An 18686-nucleotide genomic window follows, 5' to 3' on the forward strand; every position below is an offset into this window, starting at 1 on the left:
GGACGACCGTAGTGGCGACAGCACGAACCTTCGTCGCAGGAGCGACCTAGCCAGCCGACGCATCCACACCTGCCGGAAGGTGGTCGTTCCGTAGCTTCTGCGCCGGCTCCCAGGTCACCGGAGTGCGCCAAAAGCAATAGTAGTAGCGATCTATTCCGAATAATTGACCCACCATCATCAGGAAAAAATCCAGCGTCGAGCGGCTGAACAGCTCGTTCGGCTGCGCCGACCAGGCGGCAATGCGATATCGCAATGCACTGAGGAAGCGGCGTTGTCGCGTCGAAAGAAACGCCAGGTAGCAATTCACCACATAGTCCCGGCGCCGCAGCACCCAGGGCGGCGTATCGGCCCATCTCGCCGCGATCCACCGCGTGGTCCGCGCCAGGGAGCTTGCCATACCCTCAACGTTGCTCGAAATCTGGCCGCGCCTGAAGCGGTATCCCACCAGATGTTTCGGGACGAGCACAAACCCGCAAATGCCGGCCAATGCGATATAGAGTTGCCACTCATCCGCGTTGGGAACGTCCTCGGGGTAGCCGCCGGCATCGTCGAAGCAGGAGCGACGGATCAACGGCGAGCTCCCGCTTCCGGGCAGGCTGTTCACGATCATCGCATACAGGACATTCCCCTCATCGGTACCATGCGCCCAGTCGTGAATGATCACGGCGTCTTCTTCATTGATGCCGACCGACCAGCAATACGCCACGCCGACATCGGCGGGCGACGAACACAGCGCGGCAAGCTGCAGAGCGATCTTGTCGGGATGCCAGAGGTCGTCGCTGTCGCACGGCGCCAGGAAGTCACCGCGCGCTTGGGAAACACCGAAGTTCCGTGTTGCCGGCGCACCCCCGCGGTTGCGGCGGAACAGGCGAATGCGGGGATCGCTCTGAGCCAAACTCGAGACGACGTGCAGCGTGTCGTCGACCGACCCGTCATCGACGACGATGATCTCGATCCGGCGGTGCGACTGCGCCGCGATGGATTGAAGCGTGCGCCCGATGAATCGCGCGGCATTCAAGGCCGGAACGATGACCGAGACGAGGTGCTCTGAAATATCCACGACGGGCGGTCAGCTCATCATGACCTGGATGACACGCCGCTCGCCATTTTTGACCATGCCGCCACGGTGAACGCCCTTTACGTCGAAAATGAAGACGTCGCCGTCCTTCGACGTCATGACGCGTTCGTGATCGAGAAGCCATTTTCCTTGCGCGTCTGCGGGATCGAGATCGTCACCGAACTTCGCCTTGCGCCTGAGGAGTCGCGGCAGGGCGGCGAACAGATGCCGCTCCTCCGGATATACGTCGATCCATATATCCACGGCGCGCAGGACCAGCGCCTCGAACCAGCCCACATCGACGCGATGCGTGCCCGGCACATAGCTGAAAGGCCCGTTGGTCCCGCCGACTTCCGACAAATAAATCATCGCCTTAACGACGCCGTAAGTATTGTCGATGTGAAAGAATACCGTTGACGGAACCGGCACGCCGCGATCTTCGAAGTGCGCTCGCCAGAACCTGTCGTGTTCGTCATTTATCTGGAGCGCGACACTGCGCAGCTCGGCCCGACATCCGAGATAGTTGCGCACGGACGACAATATCCCGGCCTCGCCCAACGCACCTTCCACCGCCGCGTAGAGGCCAGGAGCATCGTTCCGGGCAGTCACCAGTTGCGTGTGGCAGTATTCGCGAGCGCCGCGCGGGACGGCGGCACGCACGGCCTCCAGGCGACCGAACCACGGCCGCGCTTCATCCGCCAGCCCCTGCTTGACGGCCACGGAAAGCCGGGAGGCGAAAATCCCATCACGTTCGAGAGCTTCCAGGCAGGCATCCGATCCACGTCGCTGCCAATCGACTCTTTGCAACGATTGCCGAACGCGGACAGCCACCACGTAGCATGACATCTGAGCAACGCGCGCCAGGGCGAGCACACGATGCCCGAGGCGAAACGAGTTCGCCGCGTAGCCGGGAGCCTGCTGCTCGGAACCGGCAGGTAGACGCATCTGCATTACGACGGCCATGCCCCTGTCATTGTACCGGCGCGCCTCCGTCTCAGGCAAAACAGTATCCGAAGGTCCCACCTTCATGCGAGAATTCTACATATGCGTCAAGCTGCGGCGGTTGCAGCCATCACCGGAAAGACGACATGTGTCCAAGCTACGTCGACCTGTCCGTGCCTCTCCGAAACGCAGGATCCCCCGAGCCGGGCGGACGCGAGCGCATCAGGTATTACGCCCATCGTGCCACGGCGTGGGGAATGACCCGATTCTTTCGCGGCCTCCGCACGCGCGACCTCCCAGGCCGGGAAGGTTGGGCCTACGAGCGAATCCGCCTGTCGACCCATCATGGGACCCATCTCGACGCGCCCTATCACTATGCCTCCACCATGGACGGGGGAAAGCGCGCCATAACGATCGATGAAATCCCGCTCGAATGGTGCTTCCAGCCGGGCGTCCGATTGGATTTCCGGGCACTCCCCGATGGTTACGTCGTGACGGCAAAGGACGTCGAGGCCGAGCTGGATCGCATCGGGCATCGGCTTTCCCCGCTCGAAATCGTTCTCGTCAATACCGCGGCCGGCGCTGCGCAGGGTCAGGTCGACTATATCAATCGCGGATGCGGCATCGGCCGCGAGGCAACGATGTATCTGCTACAGCAGGGTGTGCGCGTGACCGGCACGGATGCATGGAGCTGGGATGCGCCCTTCGTCCACACGGCCAAGAGATTTCGTGAAACAGGCGATGCCTCCCTGATCTGGGAGGGTCACCGGGTCGGACGGGAAATCGGCTATTGCCACATCGAGAAGCTCGGCAACCTCGAAGCTCTTCCAAGCAAGGGCTTCAAGGTGTCCTGCTTCCCCGTGAAGATCGAGGGTGCCTCCGCCGGCTGGACCCGGGCGGTGGCCATCATCGATTGACGGCCGACGCCCTGCCGCGCTCTGAGTGGGCGTAGAAATAGCGTCTGACGCGGTCCGGCAAGAGCCCGTCCAGGCGTGACATCAGGGCGAAGAAAAGCGGGAACATGATGACGGCGCGGTCCTGCTCGAGGCCGCGGCGTATGCGCTCGGCAGCCTTCTCCGGCGTCATGTTGAAAGGCTTCGGATCCTTGATGTCGGAGATCATCGGCGTTTCGACGAAGCCGCAGCAGATGACGCTCACCCCGATACCATGAACCGCCAGGACGGCCCGCAGCGACAAGCCGTAGTTCAGGACAGCCGCCTTGCTGGCGGAATAGCTGGGCGAATGCGGCAAGGGCGTGAAGGCCGCAACGGAGGCGACCAGTGCGAGTTGCCCTCGACGCCGTTCCCTCATCCTGGGGATCATAGGTTGAATCGTGTTGAGGACGCCCAGCACGTTGACCTGCATGAGACCATACGCGTCGTCCGCCGGCTCGACCTCGCCGCCCGGCATCCGCACCAACACGCCGGCGTTGGCCACCACCAGATCGACCGGATGAAGCCGATCGAAATCCCCGAGCCAAGCCGCAAGCGCCGCGCGATCGCGTACGTCGACCACGCCGATCACTGCTTCAGCGCCGCGTGCGCGGCAGGCGACGGCTACCTCCTCGAGACGCCCCGCATCCCGGCCCAGGAGCCCGATGACGCCCCCCGGGGCGGCATATTCAAGCGCCAGGGATCGTCCTATTCCACTCGACCCTCCGGTGATGACGACGGTGCGCGGATTCCCTTCCATTTCCGTCACCCCGTCATGCTACCAGGCGGGCTCCCGTTTGCTCGTTCGCTTTTGCAGGGACCTGAGCCTCCTTCGGCTCCGGCACGATATCGATAGGAAGCGCCTCCTCTTCCAGATCGCTGGTGGAGCTGACCTGCGCGATGATCTCATCGACGAGATTGGGAATGGTCAGAGAGCCAACCGATCGCTCCATCGAAAAGTTGATGCCGATCGCCCCTTCGAGGTCCATCGCGAGTTCCAGGGTCATCAGGGAATCGAGCCCCAGCTCGGCCATGGGACGCACACGGCTGATGTCCTCCGGCCGCGCATGAAGAACCCTGCCGAGGTGCTCGACGACGATCTTCGTCACCTTGCGGCGCACGCTGTCGATATCTTCGGAGCTCAACAGGGCACGAAGATCGATCGCGCTCCCTTCGTCCCCTTCGGCCTGGCTGACGAACTCCTTGTACGTCGGTGACCGCAGGACGGCCGCGAACTCCTTGCGCAAGCGACCGCCGGCAGACGAAATGATCAGTACGGCCGGGTCGGCCGCCCCGCTCGATTCAGCCAGCGCATGTCCGAGCAGATCGAGCGCATCGCGAGCGGGCATGCCGACCAACGCCATGGCGTCGCTTTCGGTCATCCCCTTCTTGGCCGTGAGCTTGATCACCTGCTTGCGCGCCTTCTCGCTTACCGCCGCCGCCCCGACGTCGGAGATTATTCCCCACGCAATCGCAAGGGCAGGCAATCCGCGCAGGCGGCGATTGCGGGCAAGACCTTCCATGTAGGCATTGGCCGCAACATAGTTGCCCTGGCCGTGATGCCCCGCGATCGTCGTGATCGACGAGAAGAACACGAAATAGTCGAGATCCAGGCCGCGCGTCACCGCATCGAGATTTTCCGCGCCCTGGACCTTCGGCGCCAGCACCCGGAGAAAGCGATCGTCATCCAGATTGGCGACGATGGCATCATCGAGAACCATCGCCGCGTGCATGATCCCGGCGATCGGCTGCATGGTCTCTGCGATCCTGGCGAACGCAGCTTCCACCGCACTCTTGTCGGAAACGTCGAGCGGATCGGCCATGACCTCCACGCCGCGCTCCTTGAATTCCTCCAGCATCTTGCTGGCTGCGGGGGTGGATGCGCCGCTGCGACCGAACAAAGCCAGGCTGCGGACGCCCTGGTCGACCAACCATTTCGCGACTTCCATGCCGAAGCCGCCGAAGGCGCCCGTAATGACGTGCGTCCCGGAGGTTCGCAATGACCGCGCTTGAGCACCAGCCGCAACCCCGCGCGAGTCGGGCGGCTGCACGACGATCTTTCCCACATGATGCGACTGCTGCATCAGCTGAAAGGCCTCGGCGATGTCCTCTCCCTTGAAAGTGCTGAAAGGAAGAGGAGTCAGGATACGCCGCTCGAACAGCTTGATGAGTTCGCTGAAGACCTGCTTCCCAAGCTTGCGGCGACCAACCATGAGCTGGTCAAGGTCCACGCCGAAGTAGCTCAGATTTCGACGGAACGGACGCAGCCCGAGGTTCGTGTTGGCGATGTAGTCGCGCTTGCCGAGCTCGACGAAGCGCCCGAAGGGGCGCAGGCATTCGATGCTCGCTGCCATTGCCTCTCCTGCAAGGCTGTTGAGCACCACGTCGACGCCGGTTCCCGTGATCCTGAGGACATCCTCGACGAACTTGGTCGAGCGAGAATCCAGCACGTGATCGACTCCCAGCGCAGAGAGCAGCTCGCGCTTTGCCGTGGAGCCGGCTGTCGCAATGATCTTTGCCCCGCGCCACTTTGCGAGCTGGATGGCAGCAAGACCGACTGCGCCGGCTCCGCCATGGATCAGGACCGTTTCCTTCGCCGAGAGCTTCGCGAGCTTTACCAGCGAATAGTAAGCCGTCGAGTAGGCAACGGGAATGGTCGCCGCCGCAGCGAAGTCCATTCCGCCCGGTATCTTTGCCACCTGACTGACCTGGGTAGTGACATGCGAGGCGAGTGAGTTGGAGGCCAGGGCGATGACCCGATCGCCGACCCGCAGATCCTTGACACCTGGGCCCACGCCGACGACATGGCCGCTGCATTCCAGCCCAAGCGCGGCGCCTGCGAAACCGTCCTCCAGCATCTCGTCCGGCAAAAGAGAAAGCGTCCACATCAAGTCCCGGAAATTGATACCGGCGTAAGCCACCTCGATTTCGACTTCTCCTCGCTTGGGCTTGACGCGCCCGGCGTGCTCCCAGGAAACCCGTTGACTCGACATGGCCCGCCGTTGGAGCCGCACAGCGTCATCCGTCGTTTCCCGCGCGCCCCGAATGAGCGAATTGACAGGCATCACGCGCACCGCGCGAATCGCCTGCCCGTCCGAATGCAGCTCCGTCTCGTTGGTCCCCGACTGGATGATCGAGTGAATGTGGCGCGCCGCGAGCTCCGCAGGCGTGCCCGGCGCAATGTCCAGTCGGCGCAGGTCCAACTTGCTGAATTCATTCGACAGAACACGCGAAAAGGCCCAGGCACCCGTCTCCACCGGTCGTGCCTCCGCCGTCCCGACCGACAGTGCGCCGGAGAAAACCAGCCATATCGTGGCTTTGGTCGAACCGGCGCTCTGGATCCAATCCTTGAGCTGGTTGCAACGGTGAAGAAGATCCTGAATCGGCCCGGAATCAGAATGCTGCGCCGTATCGAAGACGATGACGACATTCGCCGAGTTGGCGGAAAGAACACCGCTCACCTCCGGGATGACGTCTTGGTCGCTCCTCAGCTCGGCGAGCACGGCTCCGGGGAGCCCGGCAGATGCCTCTCCTGCTACAAGCGCGACTCGCTGCGGCAGCCGCCCGACCGCGGAATTTCCGTCCTGCTCGACGACGACATCACCCGCACCGCCACCTTCGGCAACAAGGAGCGAGACATTCGTCGGCAGACCTGGCAGCGCAGTGGAGGTTACGCGCTTGAAACCTGCCGACGACAAACGATCGGCCCACTGAGCAGCCTCACGCAATTTTCCTTGCGCGGTATCGGTCGCGCCTCGCTCGAACCATTCTGGAACGGTACCGAACACCAGATCGGCAAAAAGAGAAGGGCCCTCCTCGACCGCGATCAGCATTCCGCCTGGAGCCAATGCAGCGGCAAACTTTTCGAGACCTGTCGATTCCGGCAACCGAGCCAGTCCGTGGGCGGATACAATGAGATCGTAGGAGCCCAATTTCTCCAGGCTTTCCTGGTCCAGCAGCTCGAATCGAGCGGCAGGTGTCTGGGCCGCCCTGGCCCGATCATAGGATCGACGATTGGTCTCGAACACAGTCAGTCGGACGGACCGACCCTCCATCGGGTTCAGGAGTGCCCGCGTGAGCGGGCTATGACCAATCAACAATATCCGAAGAGCGCGGTCATTCGGCCATAGCGCCGTGAAGCCGTCCATCAGCTTCATCACGGCGTTCGCGCCCGCTGCCGTCACGACGTTCGTGACCTCATAGAAATCGAAGGCGGACTCCGGAGGGCATGTTTCCTTCGCGACCGACAGAGCACGATCGCTTCCAACCCGGTCGATCAATCCCGAGACCCAGCCCGCGAGCGTCAGGTCAGCAGCCGGTGCCAGCGAACCCGCTTCGATCGCGTTCAGAAGCGACCGGGACGATTGAAGATCCTGGCCGTGGCGCAGCCGCCAGCCTCGACCTTCGGGTGATGCCAACCCCAAGGTCTCGAGATGGATCAGGAGCCCACGAAGCCAAGCACGGCTTTGCGCTGGCACGCGCCCCTCCATGATGAGCTCGTCGGGATCGACCGAGTCGTCTTCCGCCAACGCCCGCGCAATCTCGAAGGCAGCCGAACGCGCCCAGTTCGCCATGGCATCCGTCGGACGAACCGGCAATTTCGTGCCGGGCACCCCGAGCTCCAACGCGGCGGCCGCTCGGCACAGCTGCCCAGCGCTCGCCGCAACGCCGGTGTGCTTTGCAATCTCGCCGTCCAGGAGCCACGCCGTCTCGACGAACGCCATCTTGGCGAGCGAGACCTCATGATGCGTCGTAATTGCCTGGCCGCGAATTTGATGGAAATGCGCAATGACGCGGTTCTTCGCGTCGAGCATGTAGTAGTTGGCAATTATGGCCTGACCGGTTTTCTCGGTCACTTCGATGACAGCGCGCACCGGCACAGAATGCGGATGATAGACCGATATCCGATCGCTGCGGACCGGAATATAGGTTACACCGCGTTCCTTCGCCTTGAGCTCCGGAAACAGGGTGAGGATGCCATGGCCGCAACAATCTGCGCGCATGGGATCCAGCACGAATGGGCCCTCGCCCTCGACATCGGGCAGTTTTACGTCGATCAGTCCGCCCGCAAAGACCGTCACCTTGTCCACGAGTTGAAACTGTGGTCCGTAGTGCAAGCCGGCTTCATCTCCCAGCCGATAAATCTCGGCCCCTGAAAGAACGCGTTCCGGGTTTGCCATCGCCGGAAGCTCCGGAGGGCTGCCGTGGCCGTGCGCCAAGGTGCAGCGCGCGTGCGTAATCCAATTCGCATGGGACAGGCGGGGGCGACTGGCGATCTCCAGTGAATTCGACGCGGGGGATACGCGCGTTCGAATCTCGACTGTTGCAGCCCGCGTCAGATCGAGAGGTTGAAGAAGCTGGAAGTCGTTGAGCACGAAACTGCCGACGTCCAGCCACTGGTGGGCGACCGAAGCCGCTATCTCCATGAAGCCGCTGCCCGGGAATATGGTTCTGCTGCCCACGCGGTGGTCGCGAAGTTCCGGATAAAGAGCAGTATCTATATTCGAGTACCACTCCGTCGCATCGGAGCGGTAACGCATCCCGACAAGTGGCAGATGGGTCGAATCTCCACCGAACGACTCGCTCGTGTGCTGGAATCGAAACGTCTTTTGCTGCCATGGATATCGGGGGAGGCCAATGGCCGGCCCCGGATCCGGCCCGAAGGTGTTCGACAAATCGAGCCGGGCGCCCTGCACCATCGCTTTCGCGACAGCCCGTTCGAAGGGGAGAATCTCCTCCTTATTCTGTTCGAAGACCGGCAAGGTGGCCACTACCGTCGCGGGATCGGCCTCGAAAATGTCCTCGATGTGCTGGAGCAGGGTCGAACGTGGACCGATTTCGACGAATACTCGGGCGCCAAGTTCGGCGGCGACACGAACTCCCGCGGAAAATTTGACAGGCTCCCGGATATTTCGCCACCAGTAAGCTCCGTCGAGATCGACGCCAGGCGTTGCCTCGCCCGTCACCGTCGAAACGAACGAGATGGACGATTCCGCGGGGACGATGCCCTCTAGATCGGCAATCAATTTGTCCTTGATCGATTCCATCAACCGAGTGTGAAAGGGATAATCGAGATTCAGGTCGATTATCGCCACCCTCGGATAGGCCTTGACCAGAGCGGCCAGAGCCTCGTCGGGCCCCGCTATGGTAACGGTCCTGGGCGAATTCACCGCCGCAATCTCAACGCCCGGACTATTCGCCACCATTTCGTCGACCACTTCGGCCGCGGCGCGTACGACCATCATGCGGCCCATGCCGCGTGTCCGATGCTGGTGCAAGCTGCGAATGAAAACGAGCCTCACAGCGGTCTCGGTGTCGATGATTCCAGCAGCTTCCGCGGCGGCAACTTCCCCAACGCTGTGACCCAACACGGCCATGGGCGAAAGTCCGCGGGTGCGCAATTCCATCGTGATCGAAGATTGAATGGCGAACAGAAGAGGCTGCGCGACGCTCGTCAGAGACAGCCTCTCTGCCAAGTCCTCGGCGAATAGCGCATCGGATAGCGACCAGCCCGCCAACGGAACAAAATAACGGTCCAGCAGCTTGAAATGGGCAGAAAAACTCGAACTTTCCTGAAAAGCGGCACGTGCCATGCCCGCCCATTGGCTTCCATTCCCGGAATAAACGAATGCCACCGGCAGATTTCGTCCGATTGCGGGTCCTGAAACGAGATGAGGGTCTGCAGCGCCGGAAGCGCATGCCTCGAGAGCCTGCATGACGATGCCGCGTCCCCGGCCGATAATGACCGCACGCTCTCCAAGATGCTCCCGCCGGTGGACTGCAGCATTCGCGAGCACGGAAATATCGCGATCGGACAACCCCTCGACGCGCTTCGAGTATGCCGTAGCCAGTTCGGCAAGCGCCGGCTTGGTTTCCGCCGATATCATGAAGAATGAGTGCGGACGCACCTTCTCGATCTTGCTCGGAGACGGCTTGCGGCCGGGCGCAATGATCGCATGCGCATTGGTGCCACCGAAGCCGAACGAATTCACGCCGGCGACCTGCCCCGCCATTTCCGGCAACGGCTGCAACCTGTTGCATACTGCGAGATTCAGCTTGTCGAATTCGATATGGGGATTCGGTTCATCGAATTGGAGAGATGCCGGCAGTTTCCGATGCTCGAGCGCGAGAAAAGCCTTGAATAGCCCCGCCATTCCGGCTGCCGCTTCGAGATGACCGATGTTTGTTTTGATGGATCCGATCAATAGTGGGGTCGATCGATCGCGTTCGACGCCCAGGACCCTTCCGAGCGCCGTCGCCTCGATCGGGTCACCGACCGGCGTGCCCGTACCGTGCGCTTCGACAAAAGCCAAGCGTGCAGGATCAATACCGGCGGCGCCATATATCCTGCTAAGCAGCGCTTGCTGCCCGTCGAGAGACGGCAGCGAGATTCCGCTCGTGCGCCCATCCGAGTTGACTTCGGTCGCGAGGATATAACCGTGAATCGGACAACGGCTGACATCGGCGCGTCCGGTGTGTCGGAGAATCAGAATACCTGCGCCTTCTGCTCGCACAAATCCGTCGGCCTTCGCAGAAAACGCCTGGCAAAGCCCGCTCGGGGACAGCATCGACGCTTGCGAAAAGGCTATGAACGAACTCGGGCTGTCGATGATGTTGACGCCGCCGACAATCGCTGTGTCGATACGGCCGCTCCTCAGGGCCTCCACGGCCTGATGGAGTGCGACAAGCGACGACGAACACGCCGTGTCGATCGTCATGCTCGGCCCCTGGAGGTCGAATACGTAGGAAAGGCGGTTCGAGACGACGGAGAGTGCTGTCCCGGTGGCGAAATGTGAATCGGCCACGGCGTGGTCGATCCCGAATCTGTGGCCATATTCAACTTGGCAGGCGCCAATGTAGACGCCGACTTCGGTTCCGGCAATGGTCGACGGTGGAATGCCGGCATCCTCGAGCGCTTCCCACGTCAGCTGAAGGAGGATGCGCTGCTGAGGGTCCATTTGGACGGCCTCGCGCGGCGATATTCCAAAAACGCTCGGGTCAAAATCCCAAATGTGATCAATGGTTCCGGCTGCCCAGCTATAGCTGCGGCCTCTTTCCTGACGCTGCGGATGACCGAATCGCTGCAACGGGAAACGATCGGCCGGAACCTGGCCAATGGAGCATTTGCCGCTCCGTAGAAGCGTCCACAGCTCGTCTATCGAGTTTGCACCAGGCAGACGGCAGGCCCAGCCCACCACGGCAATATCTTCAGGCATTTTTATTCGGTTTGTCCATGGTTTGAGGCATCGCAGCGCGAATGCTGCTACTTTCGGAGAATAGCCAGCATCCGCTTCATCTCGCCTGTTCGAATATTATGGCGAGCCCTCGCGGAATCAGGAACATACACGGAACTCAGCACCATCGTACGACAATAAGCAGCGAAAATGACCAAACTTCGTCAATCGCGACATGATCGTACTCCTCAGGATGTTCCTGCATAAGTCGTTCGGCGAGGAATTACTATTCAAATGCGCATAATCAAAGAACCACGTGTCGCGATTTGGTCGGCCCCACGAAGGGATGTAGCCGGGTAGCACCCTGATACCTAGCATAAAGTAGGCCACCATGCTTGTTCACGCCATGGCTAGAGGTGCATCTTCCACGCCCCTCTCCACCCAGCTCTTGCCGGCGCTTGTAGGGGACGCCCCGCTTCGATAATGACGACAGCAATGCACAGCGAGACTGCAAAATGAATCGACGCATTTCCGTGATCGGCTTGGGCTATGTCGGCCTCCCTGTCGCAACCACCTTCGCCGGCATGGGGACCACGGTGGTGGCCTTCGATATCGACGCGAGACGAGTCGCCGAACTCACCAAGGGCCATGATCGGACTGGAGAGGTAACCGCGGCCGCATTGGCCGCCAAGGGGCTCAACTTCACGACCCGCGCGGCCGATCTTCGGCAAGCCGATTTCCACATCGTCACCGTCCCTACACCGATCGACGCCAGCAAGCAGCCCAATCTCTCCCCCCTGCGAACCGCTTCGACGACCATCGGCGCCGCATTGAAGAGCGGCGACATAGTCGTTTACGAGTCCACTGTCTATCCCGGGGTCACCGAGGACGTATGCGTGCCGGTCCTCGAGCAAGCCTCGGGATTGAAATGGAAATCCGATTTCAACGTTGGCTACTCCCCCGAACGCATCAATCCCGGCGACAAGGAGCGGCGCTTCGACAACATCATGAAGATCGTCTCGGGTGACACGCCAGAAACACTGGACATCATCGACACTGTCTACAAAAGCGTCGTGACAGCAGGCACTCACCGCGCGGAATCGATCCGCGTGGCGGAGTTTGCCAAAGTACTGGAAAATACACAACGCGACGTCAATATCGCCTTGATCAATGAAGTCGCACTGATCTGCGATCGGCTAGGCCTGGACACTCAGGATGTCCTGAAAGCGGCGGGCACCAAATGGAACTTCCTCCCGTTCCGCCCGGGCCTGGTCGGAGGCCACTGCATCGGCGTCGATCCGTTCTATATCGCACACAAGGCCGAGGAAGTGGGCTATCACCCGCATGTCATCCATTCCGGCCGGCGGGTCAATGACGGCATGGGAGTGTATGTCGCGAGCCGTGTGGCGCGCAGCATCATGCGCCGTGCTTCCGATGGCAGGCCGGTCGTCACTGTATTGGGCGCAACCTTCAAGGAGAACGTTCCCGACATCCGCAACACCCGCGTAGTCGACATCGTGCGTGAGCTGGAGGACTTCGGCATCATCGTGCAACTCCACGATCCCGAGGCCGATGGCGACCTGCTCCGCGAGGAATACGGCCTGAAGCTTACGCCGTTCGACGCCCTGAAGCCTGCCGATGCGATTGTTCTGGCCGTCGCTCATCGCGAGTATCGCGACGGCGGCTGGGACCTAGTCAAGGGTCTTATGAAGCCCGGGGCATTCGTGGCCGATGTGCCGGCGCTGCTCGACCGTACAGCCACGCCTGCGGAGGCCACTCTCTGGCGCCTCTAGGCAGCAGTCCCGCGATTCGACGTATCGCCTGAACGACCTTCGAGAGCACCCCGTCCGCATCGCCGCGTCGAACATCGAATTGAACTGGAACGCCCCGAAGGACGTGCTCTCGCATTTGGCTTCAAGCGCGACAGCTCTTGCATTCCTCGTTCGCGCTCGTGCGTCAGCCCAGCCGAGCGGCCGCGATCAGGCAACGGTCTCGAGCCCGGCTCAAGACATCGTCTGGACAGACAACCCAGCAGGCGTCGCTTGGTCCGCCGAAGCCGTCGAACCGAGGCATTGGGCCGGGTCATCGCCTGGTTAGTCGCCTTCCCGGGCGGCCATAAGCTTGCGGTAGGAGTCTTCGAACCAGCCGATTCGTTCTTCCAACCTGCCGAGCATCGGGGGCCGGCCAATCTGGTGTGCGATTCCCTGAATGCGCTCGCACGCGAGATTGTCCTCGCCCAACACCATTTTGACATAGTGCTTTACGATCGACGCCCGCACCGGATCGCTCAGCGTGCGCGCCCAGGAGCGGCGGCCCGGAAACGGCGCAGGATAGGCCCACGCGCGCACGATAGTACGGTCGTGCCGTACGGGTTCGTACACCAGGACCACACAATGGTAGTTGTCCAAGTCGGTCCTGAAGAATGCCATCGACGCGGTCGGGACAAGCTGCAGAATCGTGTAGCAATTGGGATAGTAGGTGCCATCGCGGCAGGCTTGGGCAACCTGCTCCAAACCCTCCGGCTTTGACGTGTAGAGGTAGGCGCTGTGCAGGCCGAAGCGATAGTAGCTGATATCCTGGCGCCGGATGTATCCATAGCGTCCGAAGGTCCGTGGGTGCACGGCGGGCGAGTGGTAGTCGTCCAGGCCGATCTGGGCGCTGAGCCGCCAATTCGCCTGAAACGCGATGCGCAGGTAGTGCGGCTTGAGTTGCGCCTGCGATCCCGCTGCCAGGATCCCAAACCCGATCCCCAGAAAGTCCTCGAGGCTTTCGCTGGCACTCGGGTGAGGAAAACGGCCGAAGATCATTCGGCCGCAGGTTGCCAGCTCGATCCGTGCGAGACGCGCTCCAAGCTCCTGGGGTAGCGCGTCGTAAAGCTCGCGGCAGCGCGGGATGCCGACAGCGCTTCCCTGCCGGTCGTACGTCCAGTGGTGGAAGCCGCAAACGATTGGACCATTCCCGCGCTCGGCATTGCGAAGAGGCATGAAGCGATGCGCGCAGACATTCTCGAAGCCACGCAGATCCGTGCCGAAGCGTTGGACGAACACCGAACGGGTCGCGATCGAGGCCCTGAACCAATCGCCATCCTTTTCGACGTCGCTCGTCATGCCCAGAAAAGTCCAGACGGAGGCCATCCGCCTCTGCTCCTCGGCAAACGCCGTAGGATCCACGATCGGCTTCGTCCAGTCATCAGGAATGCTGCCATGGCGCAGTGCCGAGTTTTCCTTGCTCATGCCGCGACAGGCTATCCGTTTACCGGTGAGAAATCGAGATAGGTACCAATGGAGGTTGCCGAACTGAATCCGCAGCGTGAATCACACAAACATTTCAGATAGAAAGGTTGTACCGGGGTCAATAACCTCTCGACATGGCAGAGTCGTAATGGATGCGGATCGAGACATGAAAACAGGCTGAAATCCGTAACAGACGCCACATTCTTTCAAACTCTCGACTTTATTTTGTCCTGGTGTATAGTATGGATGTAACATTTCGGAGAAATAATGCCGCGTCGTTCAACTGCAGCCGCAATCCATGCCCAGATCCGTATGCTGGAGAAGCAGGCACGGAAATTGGAAATGGGCGCGACGAAGGGCCTACGCGCAGCCGCCAAAGTGATCGCCAAGCACGGCCTTTCAATGAAGGATCTCAAGGAAGCGTTCTCATTGAGCCGAGGGAAGAACAAGCGTTCGGTTGCTCGTTCGAAGGTGGCAATCAAGTACTCGGACGGCAACGATAACACATGGACAGGCCGCGGTCGGACACCCCTATGGTTGGTTGCGGCAGAGAAAGCGGGCAAGAAGCGCGAGATGTTTCTTGTTGGCGCTGCAAAGTCAAAAGCCAAGCCGAAGCGTTCCAAGGCCCCCGCCAAGAAGGCAGCGCCCGTCCCGCTCCAGACCGCTGCGTAGCTATTCTCGTTTCCGTCGATTCAACTGCGGCAGAAAGGCATCGGGTACGCGTAGAGCGGGATCGGAAAGATCGGTTTATCCTTCTTCAGTGGATCTTCCTTGAGGAGCGGTTGCGCTTCCTCACCTTCCTCGTCCTGCATCCGGCACAGATACCCATCGAGTTGCCGCCGACATTCTGGCCAGGCTCGAGAGACGATCGCTACATCGGCGGCGTCAAACCGTCCTTGCCGATATTGAGGCGTCCGGCCGACAAAGTGCCGTCGGCCGCCCTGGCAGCGCCCACGAAGACCTTGGCGCCCACCTTGGCATCACTGCGATCACCCGGCAGGAAGGTGACGATGGGCGTGCCCGGCTTCACCTTGATGGTTTGCACGCCGCCGTTCTTGTATTCGAGCCTGAGGGTCTGGCCGTCGCCGGCGCTCGCCACGGTCGAGACTGTGGCGTTGGTCATCATGCTTTCCGGCTGCAGGTCCCAGGGATAATGCCCTTCGTTGGCCCCCTTCATCGCATCGGGAAACACCAGCACCTCGAGCGCGGTGCGATCGGCGTCCGTTCCCAGCGAAGCGATGCCCACGAAGCTTCCTTGCTTGATATCCGCCATCGTGAGCGGCGCTACCAGCGCGACAGTCCAGTTGTCGGCCAGCTTGACGTTGACCGACTGGCCTTCCCGAGTCGCGACTGTGACGGTATTTCCGTCGACCGCCGCGATCGTGCCGCGCAGCCTCGTCGGTGTCGTTTGGGCCACGGCGGCGGCTGAGATCAGGGCAACGAGCGCAATACCTGCAACCAAGCGAACAGATCGCATGACTTTCCTCCCCGTGAACGCAGGAACCTTCGCACGCCGGCGCGCTCCGGACTCCTTACGTTTACGTGAGATGAGATGAGGATCGCGGTTGTGAGAGCCGCTCTCCCAGCCGATCAGAAGCCGCCCCCTTCAGGAAACCTCGGACCACGCTGGTCAGCCGGCCTATGACGAAGGCGCCGGTATCTGTGTCGATCCGGTGCATCCGGCTCTGCAGATCGTTCCCGGAGGGGCCGACGGCTCAAGCCCAAGCCAAGGCCGAAACGTCGCAAGCGGTTACCGCCGCGGCGCGGCGGGTGCAACTCACTTCACGCGCGGCACGATGCGCTTCAGCTTCGCAATTCCACTTTCGTCAGCCGATGCAGCGGAACGGCGGGAGGACGCGCCGCCGGCGGCCTGATCTTGCTCGCGCTCGCGACGGGGCCGCTCGGCGTTGTTTCCCCGCTGGCCGGCATTGGCGCCGTAGTAGGCGTTGTAGCGGGAGTAGTAATCGCCATAGTCGCCGTATTCGTACAGCGCATGCTTCGCCAGGTTCACCTTGTTGATGACGATGCCGACGCGGTCGGTCACGCTCAGCAACGCAGAGACGGCGCTCTTCACCACGTCGCGCGGCGTCTTGGCCCAATGCACGATGAAGATCGTGTAGTCGGCGAGCTGGGCGATGATGCGGGCGTCGGACACCGCCATGACCGGCGGGCTGTCGAGGATCACGAGGTCGTAGCGGTCTGCGAAGGTCGCGAGCGCGGCCTTCATGGCGTGCGATTCGAGGATTTCCGGCGCGTTCGGCGTTTCGGCGCGGGCGCAGATATAGTCGACGCCGGATACGTCGTGGCGCCGGATGCACTCGTCCAGCGTCTTGGTCCCCATCAGGTACTCGTCGATCGTACCGCCCCGGTCCTTGAGGCCGAGCGCGACCGCCAGCTTGGCCTGCCGCAGGTCGAGATCGACCAGCAGTACGCGGCGCGAGGCGTTCATCTTGGTGAGCAGGCCGCCCATCGCGGCAGCGAAGGTGGTCTTGCCCTCGGCTGGCGTCGACGAGGTGACGGCGATCACCCGCGCAGGCCGGTCGAGGTTGCTGAGGCTGATCGCGGTGAACACCGCGCGCATGGCCTCGGCTGCCGACGACGTCGTGCGGTCGAGCACTTGCGTGACGATGTTGGCACGCAGTCCGGCCGAGCCCTTGACCAGCGGCACCATCCCGAGCACGGCGACACCGGTCGCCTTTTCGACCTGGGAGGCCGAGCGGAACACCCGGTCGAGCTTCTCCGCCGCGACCGCGCCCGCCATGCCGAGCAGGCAGCCGATCAGGAAGGCGGCGAACAGGCCGGTCTTGTACTGCGGCGAGCTCGGCGCACCCGACGGCCAGGCATAGGCCAGGATGCGTGCATCAGCCCGCTGGATGTCCTGCTGCTCGCGCAGCTCCTTGAAGCGGTTCAGGAAGCTCTCGTAAAGCGCGCGATTGGACTGCGCCTCGCGCTCGAGCTGCTTGAGCTCCGCCTCATACTGGCTGGTGGCGCCGGCCATGACCGACGAGCGCTCGACCTGGGCGCGCAGTTCCTCCTCTTCCGACTTGGCGGCATCGAGCTCGGCACGGATGGCGAGCGTGATGCTTTGTGTCGCCGCAAGGAAGCGGCCACGGACCGAAGCCAGCTCGGCCCGTGCCTGGATGAGCTTCGGGTGTTGCGGGCCGTAGATCGTCTGATATTCGGCGATACGGCGGCTGAGGTCGGACTCCTGCTGGCGCAGCGTGCTGAGGCCAGCGTTGCTCGCGACCTCGGCGATGTTGGCGACCTCGTTGGGATTGAGGCTCGCCTTGCTGAGCGCCACGAGGCGGCTTTCCTTCTCGATGCGCCGCGTCTTGGCGTTGATGTAGCGGCTGTTGAGGTCGGATAGGGTCTGGCTCGAGACGACGCCCTCGGGGCTGCCTGCGAGGCCTTTCTCGCGACGAAAGTTGGAGACCGCCTCTTCGGCGACCTGCAGGTTGCGGCGCAATTCGGCCAGGCGCTCCTCGAGCCACTCGGTGGCACGGCGGTTCGCCTCGTTCTTGCTGTCGACCTGGTCGGCCAGGTAGACCTCGGCGATCGCATTGGCGATGCGCGCCGACATCGTGCCGTCGGTGCTCTCGACGGTGATCAGGATGACGAAGGTGCGGCCGAGCAAGGTGACGCTGAGATGGCTGGCGACCGTGCCGATCGCGGCGCGACGGCCGGGGTCACTGTCGTCGGCGCGACCGGCGCGCGGCGCAGGCGCCGACTGGGGCGCGCGGGGCTGGGGCGGCGCCAGGAGCGAGGCTATGCCCGAATGCCAGAGTTCGCGGATCGGCGCCAGCGAGCTGTCGAGGAAGCCCGGCGGCCTGGTGCCGTTGAACTCCGGATTGGTCGCCAGTCCCAGGCGATCGACTACGCGACCGATCAGGAACTCGGACTGGATGACTTCGAGCTCGCTCTGGATCGCGCCCAGGTTCAGCGTGTCGACGCCGGAAAGCGCTGCTTCCGTACTCATCACCTTGAACGTTCGCGTATCGAGCATGATGCGCGACGACGCCTTGTACATCGGTGTCGCCTGCGCGATGATCAGTGCCATCAACGCGACTGCGAGCAGGCCCGAACCGATGATCAGCGCCTTGCGCCGGTTCAGCAGCCGCAGCCACTCCCAGAGTTCGTTCGGCGCCTCCATTGCGCGCATGGGCGGCGAGTTGGCGGGATCAACCGCCGCCGAGAGACGGTTCAGGCCCGTCTCCTCACCCATCTGATCGACTTTCGACAAAGACATCGTCTTCCATCCTGCGGCCTGTTTGGCCGCAAAAGCCCTTCTCCACACGTCTCGGGATCACGCGACGCGCGCAGCGCGCCTGGTCCCTCCTGCGAAGCGGCG

10 protein-coding genes are annotated in these 18686 nt (G+C 62.1%); 3 read left to right on the forward strand and 7 right to left on the reverse strand.

The window, feature by feature from the left end:
• Positions 1-46: 46 nt before the first annotated feature.
• The gene (locus tag ACQY8M_RS29230) at positions 47-1060 is read right to left on the reverse strand and encodes a glycosyltransferase family 2 protein (protein ID WP_428663344.1); all 1014 of its coding nucleotides are present in this window, start codon (positions 1058-1060) and stop codon (positions 47-49) included.
• A 9-nt stretch (positions 1061-1069) separates the two neighbouring features.
• The gene (locus ACQY8M_RS29235) at positions 1070-2020 is read right to left on the reverse strand and encodes a phytanoyl-CoA dioxygenase family protein (RefSeq protein ID WP_428663347.1); all 951 of its coding nucleotides are present in this window, start codon (positions 2018-2020) and stop codon (positions 1070-1072) included.
• Positions 2021-2145: 125 nt separating this feature from the next.
• Between ACQY8M_RS29235 and ACQY8M_RS29240 the strand changes: the two genes are divergently transcribed.
• Complete coding sequence (locus tag ACQY8M_RS29240) at positions 2146-2916, forward strand: cyclase family protein (RefSeq protein WP_428663349.1); 771 nt, start codon at positions 2146-2148, stop codon at positions 2914-2916.
• Here ACQY8M_RS29240 and ACQY8M_RS29245 read toward each other — a convergent pair.
• Entirely contained in the window at positions 2906-3691 is a 786-nt protein-coding gene (locus tag ACQY8M_RS29245) for an SDR family NAD(P)-dependent oxidoreductase (RefSeq protein WP_428663352.1), read from the reverse strand. The two genes, ACQY8M_RS29240 and ACQY8M_RS29245, sit on opposite strands and share 11 nt — an antisense overlap.
• Positions 3692-3704: 13 nt before the next feature.
• Positions 3705-11147: an SDR family NAD(P)-dependent oxidoreductase gene (locus ACQY8M_RS29250; protein ID WP_428663355.1), complete on the reverse strand. Its 7443-nt coding sequence runs from the start codon at positions 11145-11147 to the stop codon at positions 3705-3707.
• A 473-nt stretch (positions 11148-11620) separates the two neighbouring features.
• Between ACQY8M_RS29250 and ACQY8M_RS29255 the strand changes: the two genes are divergently transcribed.
• Positions 11621-12898: a nucleotide sugar dehydrogenase gene (locus ACQY8M_RS29255; RefSeq protein ID WP_428663357.1), complete on the forward strand. Its 1278-nt coding sequence runs from the start codon at positions 11621-11623 to the stop codon at positions 12896-12898.
• Between the two features lie 300 nt (positions 12899-13198).
• Here the strand turns inward: ACQY8M_RS29255 and ACQY8M_RS29260 are convergent, their stop codons facing one another.
• Positions 13199-14338: an aromatic ring-hydroxylating oxygenase subunit alpha gene (locus tag ACQY8M_RS29260; RefSeq protein ID WP_428663360.1), complete on the reverse strand. Its 1140-nt coding sequence runs from the start codon at positions 14336-14338 to the stop codon at positions 13199-13201.
• A 267-nt stretch (positions 14339-14605) separates the two neighbouring features.
• Between ACQY8M_RS29260 and ACQY8M_RS29265 the strand changes: the two genes are divergently transcribed.
• Positions 14606-15010: an H-NS family nucleoid-associated regulatory protein gene (locus ACQY8M_RS29265; RefSeq protein WP_428663363.1), complete on the forward strand. Its 405-nt coding sequence runs from the start codon at positions 14606-14608 to the stop codon at positions 15008-15010.
• A gap of 199 nt (positions 15011-15209) precedes the next feature.
• On the opposite strand, the gene ACQY8M_RS29270 is transcribed toward ACQY8M_RS29265, so the two are convergent.
• Positions 15210-15815 (reverse strand): hypothetical protein, encoded by a 606-nt coding sequence (locus ACQY8M_RS29270; RefSeq protein ID WP_428663366.1) that lies wholly within the window; start codon positions 15813-15815, stop codon positions 15210-15212.
• A gap of 300 nt (positions 15816-16115) precedes the next feature.
• Positions 16116-18584: a GumC family protein gene (locus tag ACQY8M_RS29275; protein ID WP_428663368.1), complete on the reverse strand. Its 2469-nt coding sequence runs from the start codon at positions 18582-18584 to the stop codon at positions 16116-16118.
• Between the last annotated feature and the right edge of the window lie 102 nt (positions 18585-18686).

Source organism: Reyranella sp. (assembly GCF_965279465.1).
Classification (GTDB): domain Bacteria; phylum Pseudomonadota; class Alphaproteobacteria; order Reyranellales; family Reyranellaceae; genus Reyranella.